The organism is Allobosea sp. OK403 (assembly GCF_900113835.1).
In the GTDB taxonomy this organism is placed as follows: Bacteria; Pseudomonadota; Alphaproteobacteria; order Rhizobiales; family Beijerinckiaceae; genus Allobosea.
The window spans coordinates 17,492-36,307 of sequence record NZ_FOQV01000002.1 but is presented as its reverse complement, the minus strand read 5'-3'; the positions used below and the strand labels follow the sequence as shown (position 1 = coordinate 36,307).

The following is an 18,816-nucleotide window of genomic DNA, read 5'->3' as shown; positions in this document are numbered from 1 at the left end:
GCGGCGCGGCCCTCTACAGGATCACGACCATGACCGATGCGACCCGCAACGCCTCCTCCTCCAAGGACCGCGTGCTGATCTTCGACACCACCTTGCGCGACGGCGAACAGTGCCCCGGCGCCACCATGACCTTCGAGGAGAAGCTCGAGGTTGCCGACGTACTCGACGCGATGGGCGTCGACATCATCGAGGCCGGCTTCCCGATCGCATCCGACGGCGATTTCGAGGCGGTCTCTGCCATCGCCAGGCGGATCAAGCGTGCGACGGTCGCGGGCCTCGCCCGCGCGATCAGCGCGGACATCGCACGCGCCGGCGAGGCGGTCCGCCATGCCGCCAAGCCGCGCATCCACACCTTCGTCTCGACCTCGCCGATCCATCTGGAGCACCAGATGCGCAAGAGCGAAGACGAGGTTCTGGAGATCATCACGAAGACGGTGGCCCAGGCCCGCAACCTGGTCGAGGATGTCGAATGGTCGGCGATGGACGCGACCCGCACCCCGATCGACTATCTCTGCCGCACGGTCGAGGCCGCCATCAAGGCAGGCGCGACCACGATCAACCTGCCCGATACGGTCGGCTATGCTGTGCCCGACGAGTATCGCGCCATGTTCCGCCAGATCCGCGAGCGCGTGCCCAATGCCGACAAGGCGATCTTCTCGGTGCATTGCCACAATGATCTGGGGCTGGCGGTGGCCAATTCGCTGGCCGGCATCGAGGGCGGGGCGCGTCAGATCGAATGCACCATCAATGGCATCGGCGAGCGTGCCGGCAATGCCGCTCTGGAAGAGGTGGTGATGGCGCTGCGCGTGCGCGGCGATGTCCTGCCCTACGACACCGGCATCGACGCCTCGCTGCTGACGCGCGCCTCGAAGGCCGTCTCGACCGCCTGCTCCTTCCCGGTGCAGTACAACAAGGCGATCGTCGGCCGGAACGCCTTCGCCCATGAGAGCGGCATCCACCAGGACGGCATGCTGAAGAACCAGACGACCTACGAGATCATGACGCCGGAATCGGTCGGCGTCTCCAAGACCTCTCTGGTGATGGGCAAGCATTCCGGCCGCGCCGCCTTCCGCTCCAAGCTGAAGGAGATGGGCTACGATCTGGGCGACAACCAGCTCGAGGACGCCTTCACGCGCTTCAAGGCCTTGGCCGACCGCAAGAAGCATGTCTATGACGAGGATATCGAGGCGCTGGTCGACGAGAATCTGGCCTCGGCGCATGACCGCGTCAGGCTGGTTTCGCTGACCGTGATCGCCGGCACGCGCGGGCCGCAGCGCGCGACCATGAAGCTCGATGTCGATGGCCGCTTCGTCACCGAGGAAGCTGAGGGCAACGGGCCAATCGACGCCGTGTTCAACGCCATCAAGGCGATCGTGCCGCATGAGGCGGTGCTGGAACTCTACGACGTCCACGCCGTGACCGAGGGCACCGACGCGCAGGCCGAGGTGACGGTCAGGCTCTCGCATGAGGGCTCGTCGGTGACCGGGCGCGGCGCTGATCCCGATACGCTGGTCTCCTCGGCCAAGGCTTATCTGGTGGCGCTCAACAAGCTCGTCGCCAAGGGCGTGCGCCTGCATGCGCAGGCCGCGGCGGAGTAGGGCGCCGCGTCATCCCGTGCGCGCTGCGGCATTCATGCCGCGGCGCAGACACGGGACCGCGCGACGAGAAGGCGCCTGTCCTGATGACGGTCCCGCATCTGCGCAGCAGCACTTCGTGCCGCAGCGCGTGCGGGATGACACGCTACGCCCCCTCACACCGGCTAGCCCTTGTCCGGCTTGATCGTCGTCGGGACGAAGGAGGAGCGCATGTCGGCGATGCCGGGCAGCGTGCTGCAGCGCGGCGACGGCAGCCATCACCTTGCTGAGATCACTTCCTGAGGGTGCTGCAGGCTTGGTTTTCCCCTGAAATCGCGCATGCCACGCCAGGGTGCACTTGGCGTGGACAGGATCTTTGCCTGTAGTTCGGCCTCGGCGCGGCCGAAAGAGCGCGCGCCCGCTGGGGAGCGCGCCATGTCATATTTTCCGAACTGGACCTTGAAGACCTCCGGCGCGGTGATGCCGGATGAGCGTCTATCGACCGTCCAGACCTTCATCGCAGGTCTGCAGCATGTCGTCGCCATGTTCGGCGCGACCGCGCTGGCGCCGATCCTGATGGGGTTCGACCCCAATGTGGCGATCTTCTTCTCCGGTATCGCGACGCTGCTGTTCTTCGTGATCACGCGCGGGCAATTGCCGAGCTATCTCGGTTCGTCCTTCGCTTTCATCGGCGTGGTGATCGCGGCGAGCGGCTATGCCGGTTCGGGACCCAATGCGAATATCGGCGTGGCGCTTGGCGGCATCATCGCCTGCGGTGCGGTCTATGCCGCCATCGGGCTGCTGGTCCAGGGCGTCGGCACGGCCTGGATCGAGAAGCTGCTGCCGCCGGTCGTCACCGGGGCGGTCATCGGCGCGATCGGGCTCAACCTGACGGCGGTGGCGATGGGCATGATCTCGGCGAGCCCCTACACCAAATGGATCGCGTTGTTCACGGTCGTCGCGGTCGCGCTGGTGGCGGTTTATGGCCGAGGCCTCGCACAGCGCCTGCCGGTGCTGATCGGCGGTGCCGGCGCCTATATCCTCTACGCGGCGACGGCGCCGAGCTTCGGCGCCCCGGCGGTCGATTTCGGGCGGATCGGAGCCGCCGCCTGGCTCGGGATGCCGAACTTCGTCGCGCCGGTATTCGATTTCAAGGCGATGGCGCTGATCGCTCCGGTCGCGCTCATCCTGGTTGCGGAGAATCTCGGGCACATCAAGGGCATCGCCGTGATGACCGGGCGCAATCTCGACCCGCTGATCGGGCGCGGCTTCATGGCCGACGGGCTCGCCACCATGATCGCGGGCTCCGGCGGCGGCACGGGCGTGACGACCTATGCCGAGAACATGGGCGTGATGGCGGTGACGCGGGTCTATTCGACGCTGGTCTTCGTCGCGGCGGGAATCATCGCGCTGGTGCTCGGCTTCTCCCCCAAGTTCGGCGCGGTCATCGGCACGATTCCGGTCGCGGTGCTCGGTGGTCTGGCGATCGTCGTGTTTGGTCTGATCGCCGCCACGGCGGGGCGAATCTGGGTGGAGAACCAGGTCGACTTCTCGAACCCGAAGAATCTGCTCACCGTCGCGACCGCGTTGATCCTGGGCGCGGGCGATCTGAAGCTGCCGCTCTTCGGCTTCGAGCTCGGTGGAATCGGCACGGCGACCTTCGGGGCTATCGCGCTCTACCACCTGCTGAATCGCCGTCCGGGATGAGGCTGTCTTGCCCATCGCCGAATTCATTTCGGCGGCTTGGCATATTTCTGTCGCAGATGGGTGGACAGGGCGGGGGGCGTTTGCTACATCGCCGGCCTGCCTGACGCGGCCTTGGCCGCAGCGACGGCGACGCTTCGTGGCGTATGGGTGATTAGCTCAGTTGGTAGAGCAGCTGACTCTTAATCAGCGGGTCGTAGGTTCGAGCCCTACATCACCCACCACGGAAACTTCTGCGAGATCGAAAGCATAGACAGATCGGCCGGCGAGACAAAGCCGGGACGGTTTGCGCGGTTTGCTTTTTATTTTGCAATTTCCATACGCCGAACGCCGAAACGGCACGGTTGATCGCTCCGGCGATCTTGCCCTATGGCAGCTTCCGCCGTCGCGATGGCGGCATTCATCGGCGGCTGCAGAAGTATCGACGTGGCGCTGGAGCGCTCTCGGCGACCGGGCCGCGGCTCGGCGAGGCTTGAATGCAGCGCAACCTCCCCGATAAGTTGAGTGGAACGATTCGACGCTCTTCGCGTTATTGGTTGCCCGCCTGATGTGGCACGAGAGGATTCGATATGAATAGGAAGTCTATCTTTGCCGGCTTCGTCGGTGCCATTGCTCTCGCGAGTGCTGCGATTTCTGCCTCAACGGCGGTTCATGCGGCCGAGACATTGCCGGCCACTGTGGCTCATCAGCTCGACGGGCAGGCTGTAGAGTTCACTATGACCGCGGCCAAGCAGCGCCGCCTCATGATTATCGAGGAAACCCAGCGCCAGCAGCGATACGGGCGCAGAGGTTATGGGCGCGGGCCTGGCTACGGGCGCGGACCTGGCTACGGATACGGGCCGCGACGCGGCTATGATGGCCCGCCTCCCGGCTACTACCGCCGTTACGACAGATACTGATCGGGCGGGGAGCCCTGTAACGGCGGGGCATGGTTTCGCTGCACCGTTTGCGGATTGGGGGAGCGCGTTCAGCGCTCCCCTTTTTTGTTTGAGACAGGAGCCGAACCACATTCGATCACGGTCTTTCGCATTCGGACGGAAGCGCCCGAATGCGAAAGACCGTGATCGATTCTAAGAGCTCAGAGCATTGCTCTTGCAAAAACGGGCGTCCACTTTTTCGCCAATGCTCTAGGCGGCTCACGGCACGGAGGTGGCACATATGCCGCGTGGCGGTGCTGGCTAGCATCGCGCCCGCTCGAATCACGCTTTTGCGGCGATCAGGCGCCGAATGTGGCGAGACGCGCGCTCCGTGCGGCGCGCCGGGGTTCGCCGCCAGGCGTAACTTGACCCTGTTGGATGTTCGCGCGGCCTCGATGTCAGAGGCGCGAATACTGCCGGATGCGTGCTCCGGTCAGGTATGTGTGCCGGCAACGTTGAGAAACCAGCGTAAGTTGAGAGATTCACGTCGATTTTCTCTGAATTTGCCAAAACGGCGCGGGCGGCCCGCATGCTGATGAGCGAAGTGAGACGCTGTCATGGGTCGATAAAACGTCGTTTAGCCGGCGTTTGCGTGGTATTTCTGTAACGCGCCTACAAAAACGGCCGCTGTGATCTCGCTCGAGTTCGCAAGTGCGTTGCCGGTTCTTGAGGAAAATGCGGCAACATTTTGATTTAAAAAGAATAAGCCAAATATCGCACTTGCGTCATACGCGCGCAATGCTGGCCACGCCGGCCTCTGACTGTCGGGCATGGTATTGACTTAAGGGGAGCAAACAGGGGATGGATTCAGGTGAAATTTTGTCGATTTGGCGGCCGCCTTGTTTCCACTTCGCTTCTATCTGGCGCCAGGCCGACGAATACGGACACGCTGCAAATACGACTTGAGGTCCTAGATGCTGAAGACGGCCGACGTTCTGGACGCTCGCAGACTGAGCGCGTCTATGCCGACCGGGACCGCTAGCGAAGGTTTGCGGCGACTCGTAGCGACAACCGCCCTGGCGACGGGCGTGATCGTTGGGCTGGTGGGTTTTGCGCCGACTTCTTTGAGCCCGATCGCGACGGCTTTCGCGCAAGGCGGCGCGGCCGGTGCTGCCGGCGGGGGCTCCGGGGGCGGAGGCGGCAGTGGCGCTCTTCCTGGCGCGGGCGGGAACGGCGGCGGCGGTAGCGCTACCGGCGGCGCGTCGCAGGCGACGGGAGCTGGCGGCGCCGGCAACGTTGCTGGTGGCAGCAGTGGCGGCGGCGGCGGCGGGGCCGGACAGACGTTCGGCGCTGGCGGTAACGGCGGAGGCGGCGCCTTGGGTGGCGCGGCGGTCGGCGCCGCAGGTGCTGCCGCAGTCGGAAATGGCGGCGGCGGCGGCGGTGCGGGCGGCGAGCATGGCTCGGTTGCTGCAGGGCTGCCCGGCGCGTTGGTGACCGGTGTCGCCGGCGGCGCGGGCGGCGGCGCCAGCGGCGGCGCGTTCGGCGATGGCGGCGGTGGCGGCGCAGGCGGATTCGGCGCGGTCATCACAGGCCCCATCGTCGCAGGCTCGCTAGCCGGAACGGTGACAGGTGGTGCGGGTGGCGCCGGCGGGACGACAAACCAAACGGGTGTCGGCGTTGGCGGTGGTGGTGGCGGCGGCGGTCTGGGTATCTTGTTCCAGGGCAGTGTCACCGGCCTTACGATTGGCCAGGCCGTTCTGGGTGGCGCCGGTGGTGCTGGCGGCAACACGACGGCAAGCGTCGGTGACGGCGGTGGTGGTGGTGGCGGCGGCTCGGGCGCCACGTTTGCAGCAACTGCGACCGGTATCGTCGTGAGTGCGAATGTGACCGGCGGCGCCGGCGGGAACGGCGGTAGCACGACGGCCGCGACCGGCAATGGCGCAGGCGGTGGCGGCGGGGGCAGCGGTATTGACTTCTCTGCCGGGGGCTCGATTACGGTCAATGCGGCGGTCGCGGGCGGAAATGGCGGAACTGCCGGAACCGGTGGTGTGCCGAAGCCTGCAGGCGTGGGCGGCGTCGGCCTCTCGGGCTCTGGTGTTGCCGTCACACTCGGCGCGACCGGTTCTATCGCCGGCGGTCTTGCGAATGGCGGCGCGGGCGCACGGGCCTTCGCGATCGATTTCACCGGCGGTGCGAACAGCATCACATTCGGTGCTGCGGTGTCCAACCTGACAGGCGGCGTCAACATTGCGGCTGGAGCCACGGCGCAATTGAACGCTGCGGCGGGTGGCACGACTGTTGCCAACGTGATCAGCGGTGCCGGCGGCGTCATTCAAAACAGCGCGAACACGCTGACGTTGACGGGCGTTAACACTTACTCCGGCGGCACAACAGTTGGCGCCGGCCAGCTCACTGCGGGCAACGCTAGCGCGCTCGGCAACGTTGCGAACGCGACGACAGTGACGGGCGGCGTGCTCGATCTCGGCGGCTTCACGGTGACGCAAAATGGCGGGCTCGTGCTCCAGGGCGGCACAGTCCAGAACGGCACATTCGCATCGAGCGGAACATTCGATTTCCAGAACGGGGCGGTCACCGCTATTCTCGCGGGCGCCGGAGCGGTCAGCAAGACAACCGCGGGCACTGTCACGCTGTCCGGCGCCAACACTTATACCGGCGGCACAACGGTTGGCGCCGGCCAGCTCACTGCGGGCAACGCCAGCGCGCTCGGCAACGTTGCGAACGCGACGACGGTGACGGGCGGCGTGCTCGATCTCGGCGGCTTCACGGTGACGCAAAATGGCGGGCTCGTGCTCCAGGGCGGCACAGTCCAGAACGGCACATTCGCATCGAGCGGAACATTCGATTTCCAGAACGGGGCGGTCACCGCTATTCTCGCGGGCGCCGGAGCGGTCAGCAAGACAACCGCGGGCACCGTCACGCTGTCCGGCGCCAACACTTATACCGGCGCGACCACGATCAATGCCGGCACCCTGGCGGGCGGCGCGGCGAATGCGTTCAGCGCGGCGAGCGCGACGGCGATCAATACGGGCGGCACGCTCGATCTGGGCGGCTTCGCGCAGACCATCAACGCAGTTTCGCTCGCGGGCGGCACGCTGACCAACGGCACGCTGACCGGGGCCGTCACTTCGACGGGCGGCACGATCAACGCCATCGCCGGCGCTGCCACAGTGACCACGACGGCCGGGCTGACGACCGCAACGGGCGCCAACACCTATACCGGCGCGACCGCGATCAATGGCGGCGAGTTGCGGGTCAATGGCTCGCTCGGCGCGACTGCGGTGGCGGTCAACAACACCGGCACCTTGTCCGGCATCGGCACGATCGGCGGCGCCGTCACGGTCAATGCCGGCGGCACGCTCTCGGCCGGGCAGAGCCCGGGCACGCTGACCGTCGGCTCGCTGACCCTGAACGCCGGCTCCAACTCGGTGTTCGAGCTCAACACGCCGGGCACGGTCGGCGGCGTCACCAACGATCTCGTGATCTCCAACGGGCCGGTCCAGCTCGGTGGCACGCTGACCGGGACCGCCGCATCCGCGGGCTTCTATCGGCTCATCAACGTGGTCGGCGGCGGAGCGATCACCGGGAACTACGCCACGGTTAATGTCGCGGGCTTCACGGGGCAGGTCTACACCAACGCTCCGGGGGCGGCCGAGCAGGTCAACCTCGCCGTGCTCGGTGCCGGGCAGATCATGCAGTTCTGGGATGGGGCCGACACGCTCGGCAACGGCACGGTCGATGGCGGCCCGGGCACCTGGAACGCCACCGACACGAACTGGACCGGCCTGCCGGGGCAGGCCGGGGTGAACGCCGCCTGGCTGGGCTCCGTTGGCGTATTCCAGGGCACAGCCGGCACCATTACGGGCTCGGGCACGCGGGCTTTCGACACGCTGCAGTTCAATGTCGACGGTTATGTCCTGAATGGTGGCCAGCTCGGTATCGGCGTCGCCGGCGGAGGCACGATCAACGTCAACGGTACGGGCCTGACGGCAACCATCAATTCGGCGATCGTCGATGGCGTGGGGACGAGCCTGAACAAGGTCGGCGCCGGCACGCTCAATCTCGGCGGCGTCAACACCTTCACCGGCGGCACGACGGTCTCCGCCGGTACGCTCGGCCTTCTCGCCGGCGGCGTGCTGGCTTCGAATGTGACGGTGGGCTCCGTCGGCACCTTCAGTAATGCCGGCACGGTCAACGCCTCGGTGATCAATAGCGGCACGCTGACAACGACGGGCACGATCCAGAGCGGCGTCACCAATAGCGGTACGGTGAGCGCGGCCGGCACGATCAATGGTGCGATCGCCAACAACGCCGGAACCTTCACGGTGGCCGGCGTGCTTGCCGGAAACGGCGCCTTCGGCAATGCCGGTGGCGCCTTCCTTGCCGTGAATGGCGGCAATTTCACGGGGCTCGCCAGCCTCGTCAACGCCGGCTCGATCACGATCGGCGCCGGGCGGACGCTGTCGGCCGGTACGATCAACAACAATGCCGGCACGATCGCGCTTGATGCCGGCGCGATTCTGCAAGGCACGGCCAACACGCTGAACAACGCCGCGACGATCAATGTCGGCACGAACGGCGCGATCCTCGATGCGGGGGCGATCAACAACCTCGCCAGCGGCGTGATCAACTTCAACGGGCCCGGCGGGACGGCGACGCTGAGCAGCGGCCTGCAGATCAACAATGCCGGCGCGATCAACCTCATCAGCGGCAATCTCAACGTCGTCGGCCCTCTCAGCAACAGCGGTCAGGTGACCATCGCGAACAATCTCGCGGCCAATCTCGCCTCGCTCTCGAATGCGGGCAGTGTCAGCCTCGGCCAGGGCGCGAGGCTGACAACCTCCGGCAACCTCGCCAACACCGGCATGATCGATCTGCGCAACGGTGCCACCAACAACCTCGTCACGGTCGGCGGTGGCTGGTCCGGCAATGGCCGGGTCGGGCTCGATCTCGACATCGTCAACGCAGCCGCGGACCGGATCAGCGTCGTCGGGGCGTCCTCGGGCCTGACGACGGTCAGTTTCGCACAGCTGACCTCGACATCGGCGGTGCTCAATCGCGACGTCCAGGTGGTCAACGGCGCGGCCGGCGCCCAGTTCGTCGCCGCCAATGCGCTGCCTGCGAGCGGGCCGAGCCCGTTCCCGAATGGCGCCGGCCAGCTCATCACCAATAACGGCCTGGTGCAGTACTGGTTCGGCGAGGCTACGCCGGGCTCGGGCAATTATGTCGTGCGGCCGGATCTCAACGTCGTCGCGGCCACGGGCTTCGTCGCCTCCGTGTCGAGCGCCTTGTCCTCGATCAACGCCTTCAGCGAGCCGGCCTCGGCTTTCATCAACGGCCCATCCGACCCGCAGCCTAACACCTTCTCTCTCGGCACCTGGGGGCGTGCGCGCGGCGGGCATTTCGACATCACTTCGAACAGCACCGTCGGCAGCCTCGGCGGCGTCTCGCGTTCGTTCCGCAGCGTCAACGAGGCAGGCTTCAGCGGTTTCCAGCTCGGCATCGACGCCGGCCTCTACAACATCAACGGCACCGGCTGGACCGCCAATCTCGGCGTCCATGGCGGCAAGGTCGATGCCAAGGTCACGACACCCGATACGCGCCTCGAGGTCGAGCAGCCCTTCTATGGCCTCTACGGCGCGGTCCGGAGCGGCTCGGGCTTTGCCCTCGACGTGCTGGTGCGGCGGGACAATTTCGACCTGAAGCTGAATTCCGCTTCAGCCGGCATCACCAATGCGAAGTTCAAGGCGGATGGCTGGAGCGGTCTGGCCTCGATGAGCCAGCGCTTCAACATCACCGACAGCATCTATATCGACCCCTCCGTCGCGCTGCTCTATTCGCGTGCCGAGGTCGACTCGCTGCGGACGCTGCAGGCCAATGTCAGCTGGCAGCCGATCGAGAGCGTCACCGGCCGCATCGGCGTGCAGCTCGGCACCTTCATCCAGCCGACGGAGACGATCGTGCTCGCGCCCTATATCGCGGCCAGCGTCTGGCGCGAATTCGCCGGCAAGAGCAAGGCGACGGGCGAGATCGGCGGCCTGAGCTTCCCGACGAGCACGGACCGGGTTGGGACCTATGGGCAGTTCAGCGCGGGTATGGCCGTCTCCTCGACGACGCCCGGCTTGTCGGGCTTCGTACGCGCCGATCTGCGCTTCGGCGAGCGGGTCGAGGGCTACGCCTTCAACGGCGGATTGCGCTACCAGTTCTGAGCGGCTTACGATCCGCCTCGAGATGACGGCCGCGCTCCAGCGCGGCCGTTTGCTTTTCTGCCCTGGCGCAATTTCCCATCCGACTGGACCGTTAAAATGCTCCAGCTCCTTGTCTTAACGCGTTTTCTCCGCGCAAACGCTTCGCGTTTGTCGCGGGGGGAACCGGTGGCCAATGCGCTCGAAAACGCGCTCGTTGCGAACCTTCGGCCGGATCAGGCGTTTCCTCCGGCGGAGGACAGCACATGATCGATTTGCTCCGACACAGCGCCGCCGATCCAGGCGGCACGCCGGCGGCGCCGAATCCGCCACCCTTGACGCCGACCGAGATTCCACCGGCGCCTCCGGTCGAATCGCCGCCGATTGAGGCGCCGGCCGGCATCCCGACCGAGCCGCCGCCCGAGCTGCCGCCGGACGCGCCGCCTGAAGGACCGCCAGCGACGCCGATCGACTTGCCGCCCGGCCGCGATCCGCGCCGGCCGCAGGAATAGGCGCCCGAACCCTCAGACCGGAGGGGCCGAGCCGCTGCCGATATCCCAGTAGAGACCGGCCATCAGCGTCAGCCCCTCGCGGGCGATCGCCACCGGCAGATGCTCGTCCGGCGCATGCTGCGAGCAGCCGGGATAGGAATGCGGCACCCAGATCGTGCGCAAGCCCAGCACATCCGCGAAGATGTCGTTGGGCAGAGAGCCGCCGAGATTGGGCAGGAGCGCCGGCTTCTTATTGGTGCTCCTGGCGATCGAAGCGAGGGCGAAATCGACCCAGGGGTCTTCCGGGTCGAGCCGGGTCGCGCCGAAGATCGCCTCGCGCGACAGCGAAACCTCGACCATCGGGAAGCCGTTGCGCTGCAGGTGGCGGCGCAGGGCCGGCACGATGTCGTTCTGATCGATGCCGACGACGAAGCGCAGCTGGCAGCGCGCCCAGGCGCTCGGCGGCACGGCGTTGACCGGTGTCTCCGGCACGCCGGACTTCATCGCCAGCACGTCGAAGGAGCACCAGCCGAAGACCTGCTCGGCCGGGGTCAGGCCGGGCTCGCCCCAATTGGGGTCGATCGTCGGGCCGTCGGGGCCGCCATCGATCTCGCAGCCGACCAGCGCCTTGCGCACGGCTGCCGGCAGCTCCTTGGGCACCCATTCATGAATGCGGATCTGGCCGTTGGGGGAGGTGATCGAGGCGATGGCGTGGGCGAGCTGGATCGCCGGGTCGGAGAGGATGCCGCCCCAATTGCCGGAATGATGGCCGCCTTCGCGCGCGACGATCGAGAGATCGAAAGTGACGCCGCCGCGCGCGCCGAGAAAAACCGTCGGCCGCTCCGCATTGAGCCGCGGCCCGTCGGAGGCGATCAGCACGTCGGCCTTGAACAGCTCCTTCTGCTCGGCGCAGAGCTCGCGCAGTCCCGGCGAGCCTGATTCCTCACCCATCTCGATCAGGTATTTGACGTTGAAACCGAGCTTGCCGCGGGTTTCGAGCACGGCGCGCAAGGCGTTGATGTTGATGACGTGCTGGCCCTTGTTGTCGACAACGCCGCGGCCATACCAGCGCCCGTCCTTCTCGACGAGCTGCCAAGGCGAGAGCCCTTCGCTCCATTGCGCGTCGAGTCCGCGAATGACGTCGCCATGACCATAGCCGAGGATTGTCGGCAGGGCCGGGTCCTCGATGCGGGTGGCGAGCAGGAAGGGGCCGCGCGACAGCGGATGGGTCAGCGTCTGGCAGGTGAAGCCGAGCCCTTCCAGCAGCGGGCGCATCTCGGTCTCGAGATACTCCGCCAGGACCGGGGCGCGGTCGGGATTCTGACTTTCCGTCGGCATGGCGACGAGCCGGGCAAGATCGGCCTTGAAGTGGCCGGAGTCGAAATAGTCTTGCGCATGCGCGATCGCCTGGGCGCGGGTCATCTGTGGTCTCTCCATCGGGATCGGCCGCGCCTGCGCGCGGTCGGCGGCGACTTTGCCGGTGGACGCGCGTCTCGGCCAGTGCAAAAGAAGGACGGCACAGTCTCATCCACGCATCGCAGCCGGCGGCGGCGCCTCATTTCGCAGCACAGAGCATGGCCGACGACGGCGTTTCCCCTCGCTTGATCCCCCACGCCCATCAGCTTGTCGCGCGCGACGCGATTCTGGCCGCGCGCGACAAGGCTGCGCCGGGCTTCCTGCTTGGTGACCTGACCGGGCTTGGCAAGACGCTCTCGGCCTGGCTCGCGCTTTCCGCGATGCCGGAGGAGGAGGTGCTGGTGATCTGCCCGAAGGGGGCGATCCCGCAATGGCGCCGGACGATGGCGTTGTCGGGCCTGCCAGCCAAACGCGTCACACTGATGAATTTCGAGCGGACGAAGTCGCTGCTGGCAGCCCCGGCAGATAGCAAGAAGCGCTCGATCCGGGCAAAGAACAATGAACTCGCCAAGCATGGTGCGCCCAAGCGCGTCTGGCCGCTCGTCGTGATCGACGAGGCGCATCGCATCCGCAACCCGAATTCGCAACAGGGGCTGGTCTGCCGCCAGATGGCGGCAGCGGCGCGCTTCACGATCTATATGAGCGCCACCGCGGGCCAATCGCCGCATGAGCTCTCCTATCTCGGGCCGCTGCTGGCGCGGGCAGCGGGCATGCCGAGCGCCGATCTCGACGGGTTTCGCGTGCTGATGAAGCAGCTCAGGATCGGCCGGGCGAAAGGGCGCTGGAAGAACTGGAGCTGGGAGCCCAACGAGGCCGATCGCAAGGTGATGGCGTCTCTGCTCTATCGCGGCGAGCGCGCCATCGGCCTGCGCCGCCGGCCCGAAGAGATCGCGGGCTGGCCGGAGGTGCAGCGCGAGCTTGCGCCGGTGGCATTGGATAGCGCGGCGCGAAAACTCTATGACGCGACCTGGCGCGAATTCCGGCGCGAATTGGGCCTGGCTGGCGGGAGCACGCGCAAGCCGCAGGGTTGGGCCGCCGATCTGCGCTTCCGCCAGAAGGCAAGCCTGCTGCGAATTCCGGGAACGGTCGATTTCTGCGACGATCTGCTCGGCAATGACGAGCAGGTCGCGGTCTCGGTCGCCTTCCTGGAAACCAGCGCGATGTTGGCCGAGGCCTTGCGCGGGCGCGGCTGGAAGGTCGGCGAGATCAATGGCGAGCGCTCCGGCGCGGTCAATGAGGAGACGCGCATCGCCTTCCAGACCGGCCGCCTCGACGCGGTGATCTTCACCGTGACGGAATCGATCTCGCTGCATCGCGGCGAGATGCCGGGCGGCGAGCGCGAGCGCTCGCTGGTGATCCACGACATGCGCCACTCGGCGATCCAGCTCCAGCAGATCGAGGGCCGCTGCCATCGTGACGGCCAGCACGCGACGATCTTCTATGCCTATGCCGAGGACACAGTCGAGGAGGCGGTCGCCGGCACCGTGATCGCGCGCATGGCGGCGATGGAGGGGCTGGCAGGGGACGATACGCGCATGCTGGAGGCGATAGCGGGCATCGTCGAGGCACGGGCGGCGGCTTGAGAGCGGCTACAGAGCGCCTCACCGTCATTGCGAGGAGCGCAGCGACGAAGCAATCCAAAGGGACTGCGCGAGACCTCTGGATTGCTTCGCTTCGCTCGCAATGACGGGTCGTGCGTCACGGTTCCTCGCGCGGCGGGCCGAGGTGGCGCAACCTTGCCTGCACTTTTGGATCATCGAGCAACTGCCCCGCCTTGCCGTCGAGCCGATGCCGCCAATTCGGCTTCTCGGTTGTCGTGCCGGGCACGTTGGGCTGCGTCCTGATGCCGAGTGCGTCCTCGATAGGCAGCATTTTCAGCGTGCAGGGCGTCCGGGCGATATAGCGGATCGCGGCGTCGACCACCGGGTCTGTGTCGTCGGGCGCCGGGCGCTCGCCCTGGACCAGCCCGGCATTCTGGAAGGCGCCCCAGAGCACGCCGCGATCCCAGGCGCGCAGGTTGTCCGGGTCGATACTGTCACCGCCGGAATCGATGTCGGCTCCGGCCCACCAGCCAGCGGTCGGCGGCAGGTCATGGGTCGTGGTCAGGGCGACCGCACCGGCATCCCATTGCTCTGGCGGCACATAGCTGTGCTGCGTCTTCTCGAAGCGCAGCACGCGCAAGCCTGCGACGCCCTGCGCGCGAAGATCATCGCGAAAACCGTTTGGGAGCGTGCCGAGATCTTCGCCGATGACAATCGCGCTGTGCCGCCAGGATTCGAGCGCGATCAGGCGAAACAGTGTCTCCGAGGGGAAGCTGACATAGGCGCCGTCGAGCGCGCCCGCGCCTTCGGGGATCAGCCAGAGCCTGCTCATGCCCATGACATGGTCGATGCGGATGCCGCCGACATAGCGCAGGCTCGCGCGCAGCGTCTCGATGAAGGGCGCAAAGCCCGATGCAGCGAGGCCGCGCGGCGAGAAGGTGGTCAGGGCCCAGTTCTGCCCTTCCGCAGCATAATAGTCGGGCGGTGCGCCGATGCTGAGGCCGCCCAACACCTCGTGCTGGCGGCTCCAGGCGTGGCTGCCGGATCCGTCCATGCCGATGGCGAGATCGGCGATGAGCCCGACATTCATGCCGCTCTCGCGGCAGACCCGCTGAGCCTCGCCATAGGAACGGCCCGTCAGCCATTGCAGGAAGATCTGATAGGCGACGTCGTCCTGGTGCTCGGTGGCGAAGGCGGCGACTTCGGGGCTGTCGGGATCGCGATAGGCCGGTCGCCAGTCGCGCCAGTTCCTGGCGGCCGGGTCGCGGCGCAGCTCAGCCGCGTGCAAGACCTCGAAGACGGCATGGGCCTTCAGAAGTGGCGAGGCTTCAGCCAGATGGCGTTCGAAATCGGCTCGCGGAGCCTCGGCCGCGCAGGCGGGATCGCGCAGGGCGTCGAACAGAGCGCGCAGCAGCGTCCAACGCTGCGCTGTCGCGGCAAGCCAGTCGACCTGCGGCAGGGATCCGAGCTTCGCCATCTCGTCGGCGAGGCCGAGCTTCGCGATCACATCCTGAACCAGATCGCCTGGAAGCACGGCTCCGGGGTCGGCGTGAAGCGGATTGTAGAACAGGCGCGTCGAGGGTGAGTAGGGACTGAAGAGGGCGGGTTCGGCTCCATAAAGCGCATGGACAGGACTGATCGCCAACGCATCGGCTCCCCGCCTGGCGGCGCTGCGGCCCAAGGCCGCGACGCCGGCGAAGTTGCCGATGCCGCCATCGCTGGCTGTTCGCAGCGAATAGATTTGCGCCGCCAGCCCCCAGCCGGGGGGGTCCGCATTAAGGTCCGCGAAGGTGATACAGCGCTCGGGCGCGGTCGCGACGGAGAAATCGCCCTCCGAGGTCCGGACGGTATGATAGCCGGGCTCGGCGAAGGCTGGCAGCGTCAAAGCGCCATCATAGCCCTCCTCTGAGGTCACGACACGATGCGCGCCACCCTCCAGCATGATCTCGACCGTCGTCCCGCCCGGTGCGCTCAGCGGCAGGCTGACCGGCTGGCCGACACGCGCTGTGGTGAAGCGCGAGGTTGCTGCCGCATTCACTCCGCTCTCCAGCACCGAGAGCGAGTTGCGCAAGGCTGAATCGCTGTCGGCCGGCAGGCCGAGCGCCGACAGAATGGCGCGCAGGCTCTCGGGCGAAACCGCGCGCTCCGCCCCAGTCTGGTCTGTCCAATGCGGTGCGACGCCGGCCTTGGCCGCAAGTTGGCGCAGGGTTTCGTCGCTCATCGAAATCTCCGCAAGGGTGGTCCCGCGCAGTCCTTGCTTCTGCGAGCAGCGCTGCGGTCAGAGGTTGCGGGCTTTTCGCCAACGCGAAGGCCGAGGATCACGGTGGATGGTTCCAGTTCAACCATCTCTAGGCGCCGGTACTTTCATGCTCGAGCACGAGCAAGCCGAGCGGCGGCAGGGTCAGGGAGAGGCTCTGGCGCTGGCCGTGCCGGGCGGTCGGACTCGTCCGGCATTGCCCGCCATTGCCGATATCGGCGCCGCCATAGGCGCCGGCATCGCTGTTGAACCGTTCGCGCCAGAGTCCGGCCGCTGCGACTCCGATGCGATAATCATGGCGCGGGACCGGCGTCATATTGGCCACCACCAGCAGCGGTGGCGCACCGTCCCCGGCCGAGCGCGTGAAGGCGAAGACCGAGTTGGCGCTATCGTCGGCGATCACCCAGGCGAAGCCTTCGGGCGCATGGTCGAGGCGGTGGAGGGCGGGCGTCGAACGGTAGAGCGCGTTGAGATCGCGTACGAGTTGCATCGCGCCGCGGCGTCGCGCGTCATCGGGGCGAGGCCAGGGGAAGGGAGCGTCGACGTTCCACTCGTCCTCGGCTCCGAACTCGCAGCCCATGAAGAGCAGCTTCTTGCCGGGATGGCTCCACATCAGCGCCAGGCAGAGGCGCAGATTCGCGAAGCGCTGCCAGTCGTCTCCCGGCATGCGCGCGAGCAGCGAGCCTTTGCCGTGCACGACCTCGTCATGCGAGATCGGCAGCACGAAATTCTCGGAGAAGGCGTAGAGCAGCCCGAAGGTGACGTCGTCGCCATGATGGCCGCGATGGATCGGATCACGCGCGAAGAAGCGCAGCGTGTCGTGCATCCAGCCCATGTTCCATTTGAAATGGAAGCCGAGCCCGCCATGGTGGACCGGCGATGTGACGCCGGCCCAGGCGGTCGATTCCTCGGCGATGGTGACTGCGCCGCGCCCGCGCGCGCCGATCAGCGTGTTGAGCTCCTGGAAGAAGCTGACGGCCTCCAGATTCTCGCGGCCGCCATATTGGTTGGGGACCCATTCGCCCGGCAGGCGACTGTAGTCGCGGTAGAGCATCGAGGCGACGGCATCGACGCGTAAGCCATCGAGATGGAAGGTCTCGACCCACCACAGCGCCGAGGCGATCAGGAAGCCGCGCACCTCGCGCCGGCCGACATTGTAGATCAGCGTGTTCCAGTCGCGGTGGAAGCCCTCGCGCGGATCCTCATGCTCGTAGAGCGCGCTGCCGTCGAAGCGGGCGAGGCCGTGCTCGTCTGAGGGGAAATGCGCCGGCACCCAGTCGAGGATCACGCCGATGCCGGCGGCATGGCAGCGATCGACGAAGCGGGCGAAGGCCTCGGGCGGGCCGAGCCGCGCGGTCGGGGCGTACATGCCCAGCGGTTGGTAGCCCCAGGAGCCTCCGAAAGGATGCTCGGTGATCGGCATCAATTCGACATGGCTGAAGCCCATATGTTGGAGATAAGGGATCAGCCGGTCGACCGCCTCGTCCCAGGAGCCCATCTGGCCCCATTGCGTGCGCAGCCAGGAGCCGACATGGACCTCGTAGCAGGCCATCGGCTCGGCCATCGGGTGGGCGCGCTCGCGATGTGCGAGCCAGGCTTCGTCGCTCCAGTTGAACTCGGCGGGAGCGGCAACGACGGAGCCGGTGCGCGGTGGCGCCTCGGTGCGGCGAGCCAGCGGGTCGGCCTTCCAGGGCAGGTGTTCCCCCGACGTCGCGTTGATCGCGTATTTATAGACCGCGCCCGCCTCGACGCCGGGGATGAACAGTTCCCAGACGCCTGGGCCGAGCCTGCGGCGCATCGGATGGCGGCGGCCGTCCCAGCCGTTGAAATCGCCAACGACCGCGACATGGGAGGCGTTGGGCGCCCAGACGGCAAAGAGTGCGCCCTCGACGCCGTCGATCATGCGCAGATTGGCGCCGAGCCGCGTCGCAAGGTCGAAATGGCGGCCCTCGGCGAAGAGATAGATGTCGTCTTCGGAGAGCAGCAGGCCGAAGCTGTAGGGGTCGGCGCTCTCGGTGATGCCGCCCGGCCAGGCGACCCGCAGCCGGTATGGCCCCTCAGCAGGGGCGGGCGCTTCGAACAAGCCCGTGCCCTGGCCGACCATGGCAATGGCGTCGCGGCCTTCGCCGAGGATCAGCTCGACATAGTTCGCGCCGGGCAGGAAGGCGCGCACGACAGTGACGTCGCCCACGGTATGGCGCCCCAGCACGGCGAAGGCATCGGGGTGGCGCCCCTCTTCCAGCAGGGCGAGATCGCGCGCCGGCAGGCTAGGGAGGCGGAGCTGAATCTGGCGCGTCATCTATCCTGGTCCCATCGTGAACCGAACCCCGCCAACGGTGCGGAATTCTTGATGATGCAACGCAACAGAGTCACCTTGCGTTCCGCGCTGGGGAGATTGTGTTCGGTGCCGCGCTGGACATGGAACCAAGCTTTGCAATTGCGGTTGAGATACGGCGCGGGCGGCGCGCGAAAGGGAGACATGCGATGAGCCGAGAACAGATCGTTCGTGACACGGCCTATGCGATCTGGGAGGCGGAAGGAAAGCCCGAGGGGCGCGATCTGGCGCATTGGCAGCAGGCCGAAGCGCGCGTCGCCGCGAGCGCGGCTGCGAAAGTCAAATCCGTGGCCAAGGGCAAGGCGCCCGTCTCTGCCGCGAAAGCCCCGGCCAAAGCCGCGCCACCCGCCAAGGCAGCTGCAACCAAGGCCGCGCCCGCCGGGAAGGGCTGAGCTGGAAAGTGCGATAGGCTTCTGTCCGGCGAGCCAAAGAGCGGGC

General features: G+C 66.8%; 9 protein-coding genes and 1 tRNA gene. 7 read left to right on the top strand and 3 right to left on the bottom strand.

Translation table 11 applies throughout. The features are described from left to right. The first annotated feature begins 29 nt into the window (after positions 1-29). From BMZ97_RS05970 to BMZ97_RS05945, 5 genes are all read left to right on the top strand, one after another. Positions 30-1,598: a 2-isopropylmalate synthase gene (locus BMZ97_RS05970; protein WP_069692422.1), complete on the top strand. Its 1,569-nt coding sequence runs from the start codon at positions 30-32 to the stop codon at positions 1,596-1,598. Between the two features lie 411 nt (positions 1,599-2,009). Continuing rightward, a complete protein-coding gene (locus BMZ97_RS05965; protein WP_210188217.1) occupies positions 2,010-3,281 on the top strand; it encodes a solute carrier family 23 protein in 1,272 nt (423 codons plus the stop codon). Positions 3,282-3,426: 145 nt separating this feature from the next. Further along, positions 3,427-3,502, top strand: a tRNA-Lys gene (locus BMZ97_RS05960). Between the two features lie 2,009 nt (positions 3,503-5,511). Next, positions 5,512-10,362 (top strand): autotransporter-associated beta strand repeat-containing protein, encoded by a 4,851-nt coding sequence (locus BMZ97_RS05950; RefSeq protein WP_139221163.1) that lies wholly within the window; start codon positions 5,512-5,514, stop codon positions 10,360-10,362. 242 nt (positions 10,363-10,604) lie between these two features. Beyond that, on the top strand, positions 10,605-10,850 hold the full coding sequence (locus BMZ97_RS05945; protein WP_092166717.1) for a hypothetical protein: 246 nt from the start codon (positions 10,605-10,607) through the stop codon (positions 10,848-10,850). Between the two features lie 12 nt (positions 10,851-10,862). On the opposite strand, the gene BMZ97_RS05940 is transcribed toward BMZ97_RS05945, so the two are convergent. Next, on the bottom strand, positions 10,863-12,251 hold the full coding sequence (locus BMZ97_RS05940; protein WP_092166716.1) for a M20 family metallopeptidase: 1,389 nt from the start codon (positions 12,249-12,251) through the stop codon (positions 10,863-10,865). A gap of 152 nt (positions 12,252-12,403) precedes the next feature. On the opposite strand from BMZ97_RS05940, the gene BMZ97_RS05935 reads away from it, so the two are divergent. After that, positions 12,404-13,828 carry an SNF2-related protein gene (locus BMZ97_RS05935; RefSeq protein ID WP_092166714.1) on the top strand — a complete coding sequence of 475 codons (1,425 nt, stop codon included), beginning with the start codon at positions 12,404-12,406 and terminating at the stop codon, positions 13,826-13,828. 115 nt (positions 13,829-13,943) lie between these two features. On the opposite strand, the gene malQ is transcribed toward BMZ97_RS05935, so the two are convergent. Continuing rightward, a complete protein-coding gene (malQ, locus tag BMZ97_RS05930) occupies positions 13,944-16,007 on the bottom strand; it encodes a 4-alpha-glucanotransferase (protein ID WP_092166712.1) in 2,064 nt (687 codons plus the stop codon). Between the two features lie 127 nt (positions 16,008-16,134). Continuing rightward, positions 16,135-18,342: a 1,4-alpha-glucan branching protein GlgB gene (glgB, locus tag BMZ97_RS05925; protein WP_092166711.1), complete on the bottom strand. Its 2,208-nt coding sequence runs from the start codon at positions 18,340-18,342 to the stop codon at positions 16,135-16,137. 185 nt (positions 18,343-18,527) lie between these two features. Here glgB and BMZ97_RS05920 point away from each other — a divergent pair, with 185 nt between their 5' ends. Then, the gene (locus BMZ97_RS05920) at positions 18,528-18,770 is read left to right on the top strand and encodes a DUF2934 domain-containing protein (protein ID WP_092166710.1); all 243 of its coding nucleotides are present in this window, start codon (positions 18,528-18,530) and stop codon (positions 18,768-18,770) included. Positions 18,771-18,816 lie beyond the last annotated feature (46 nt).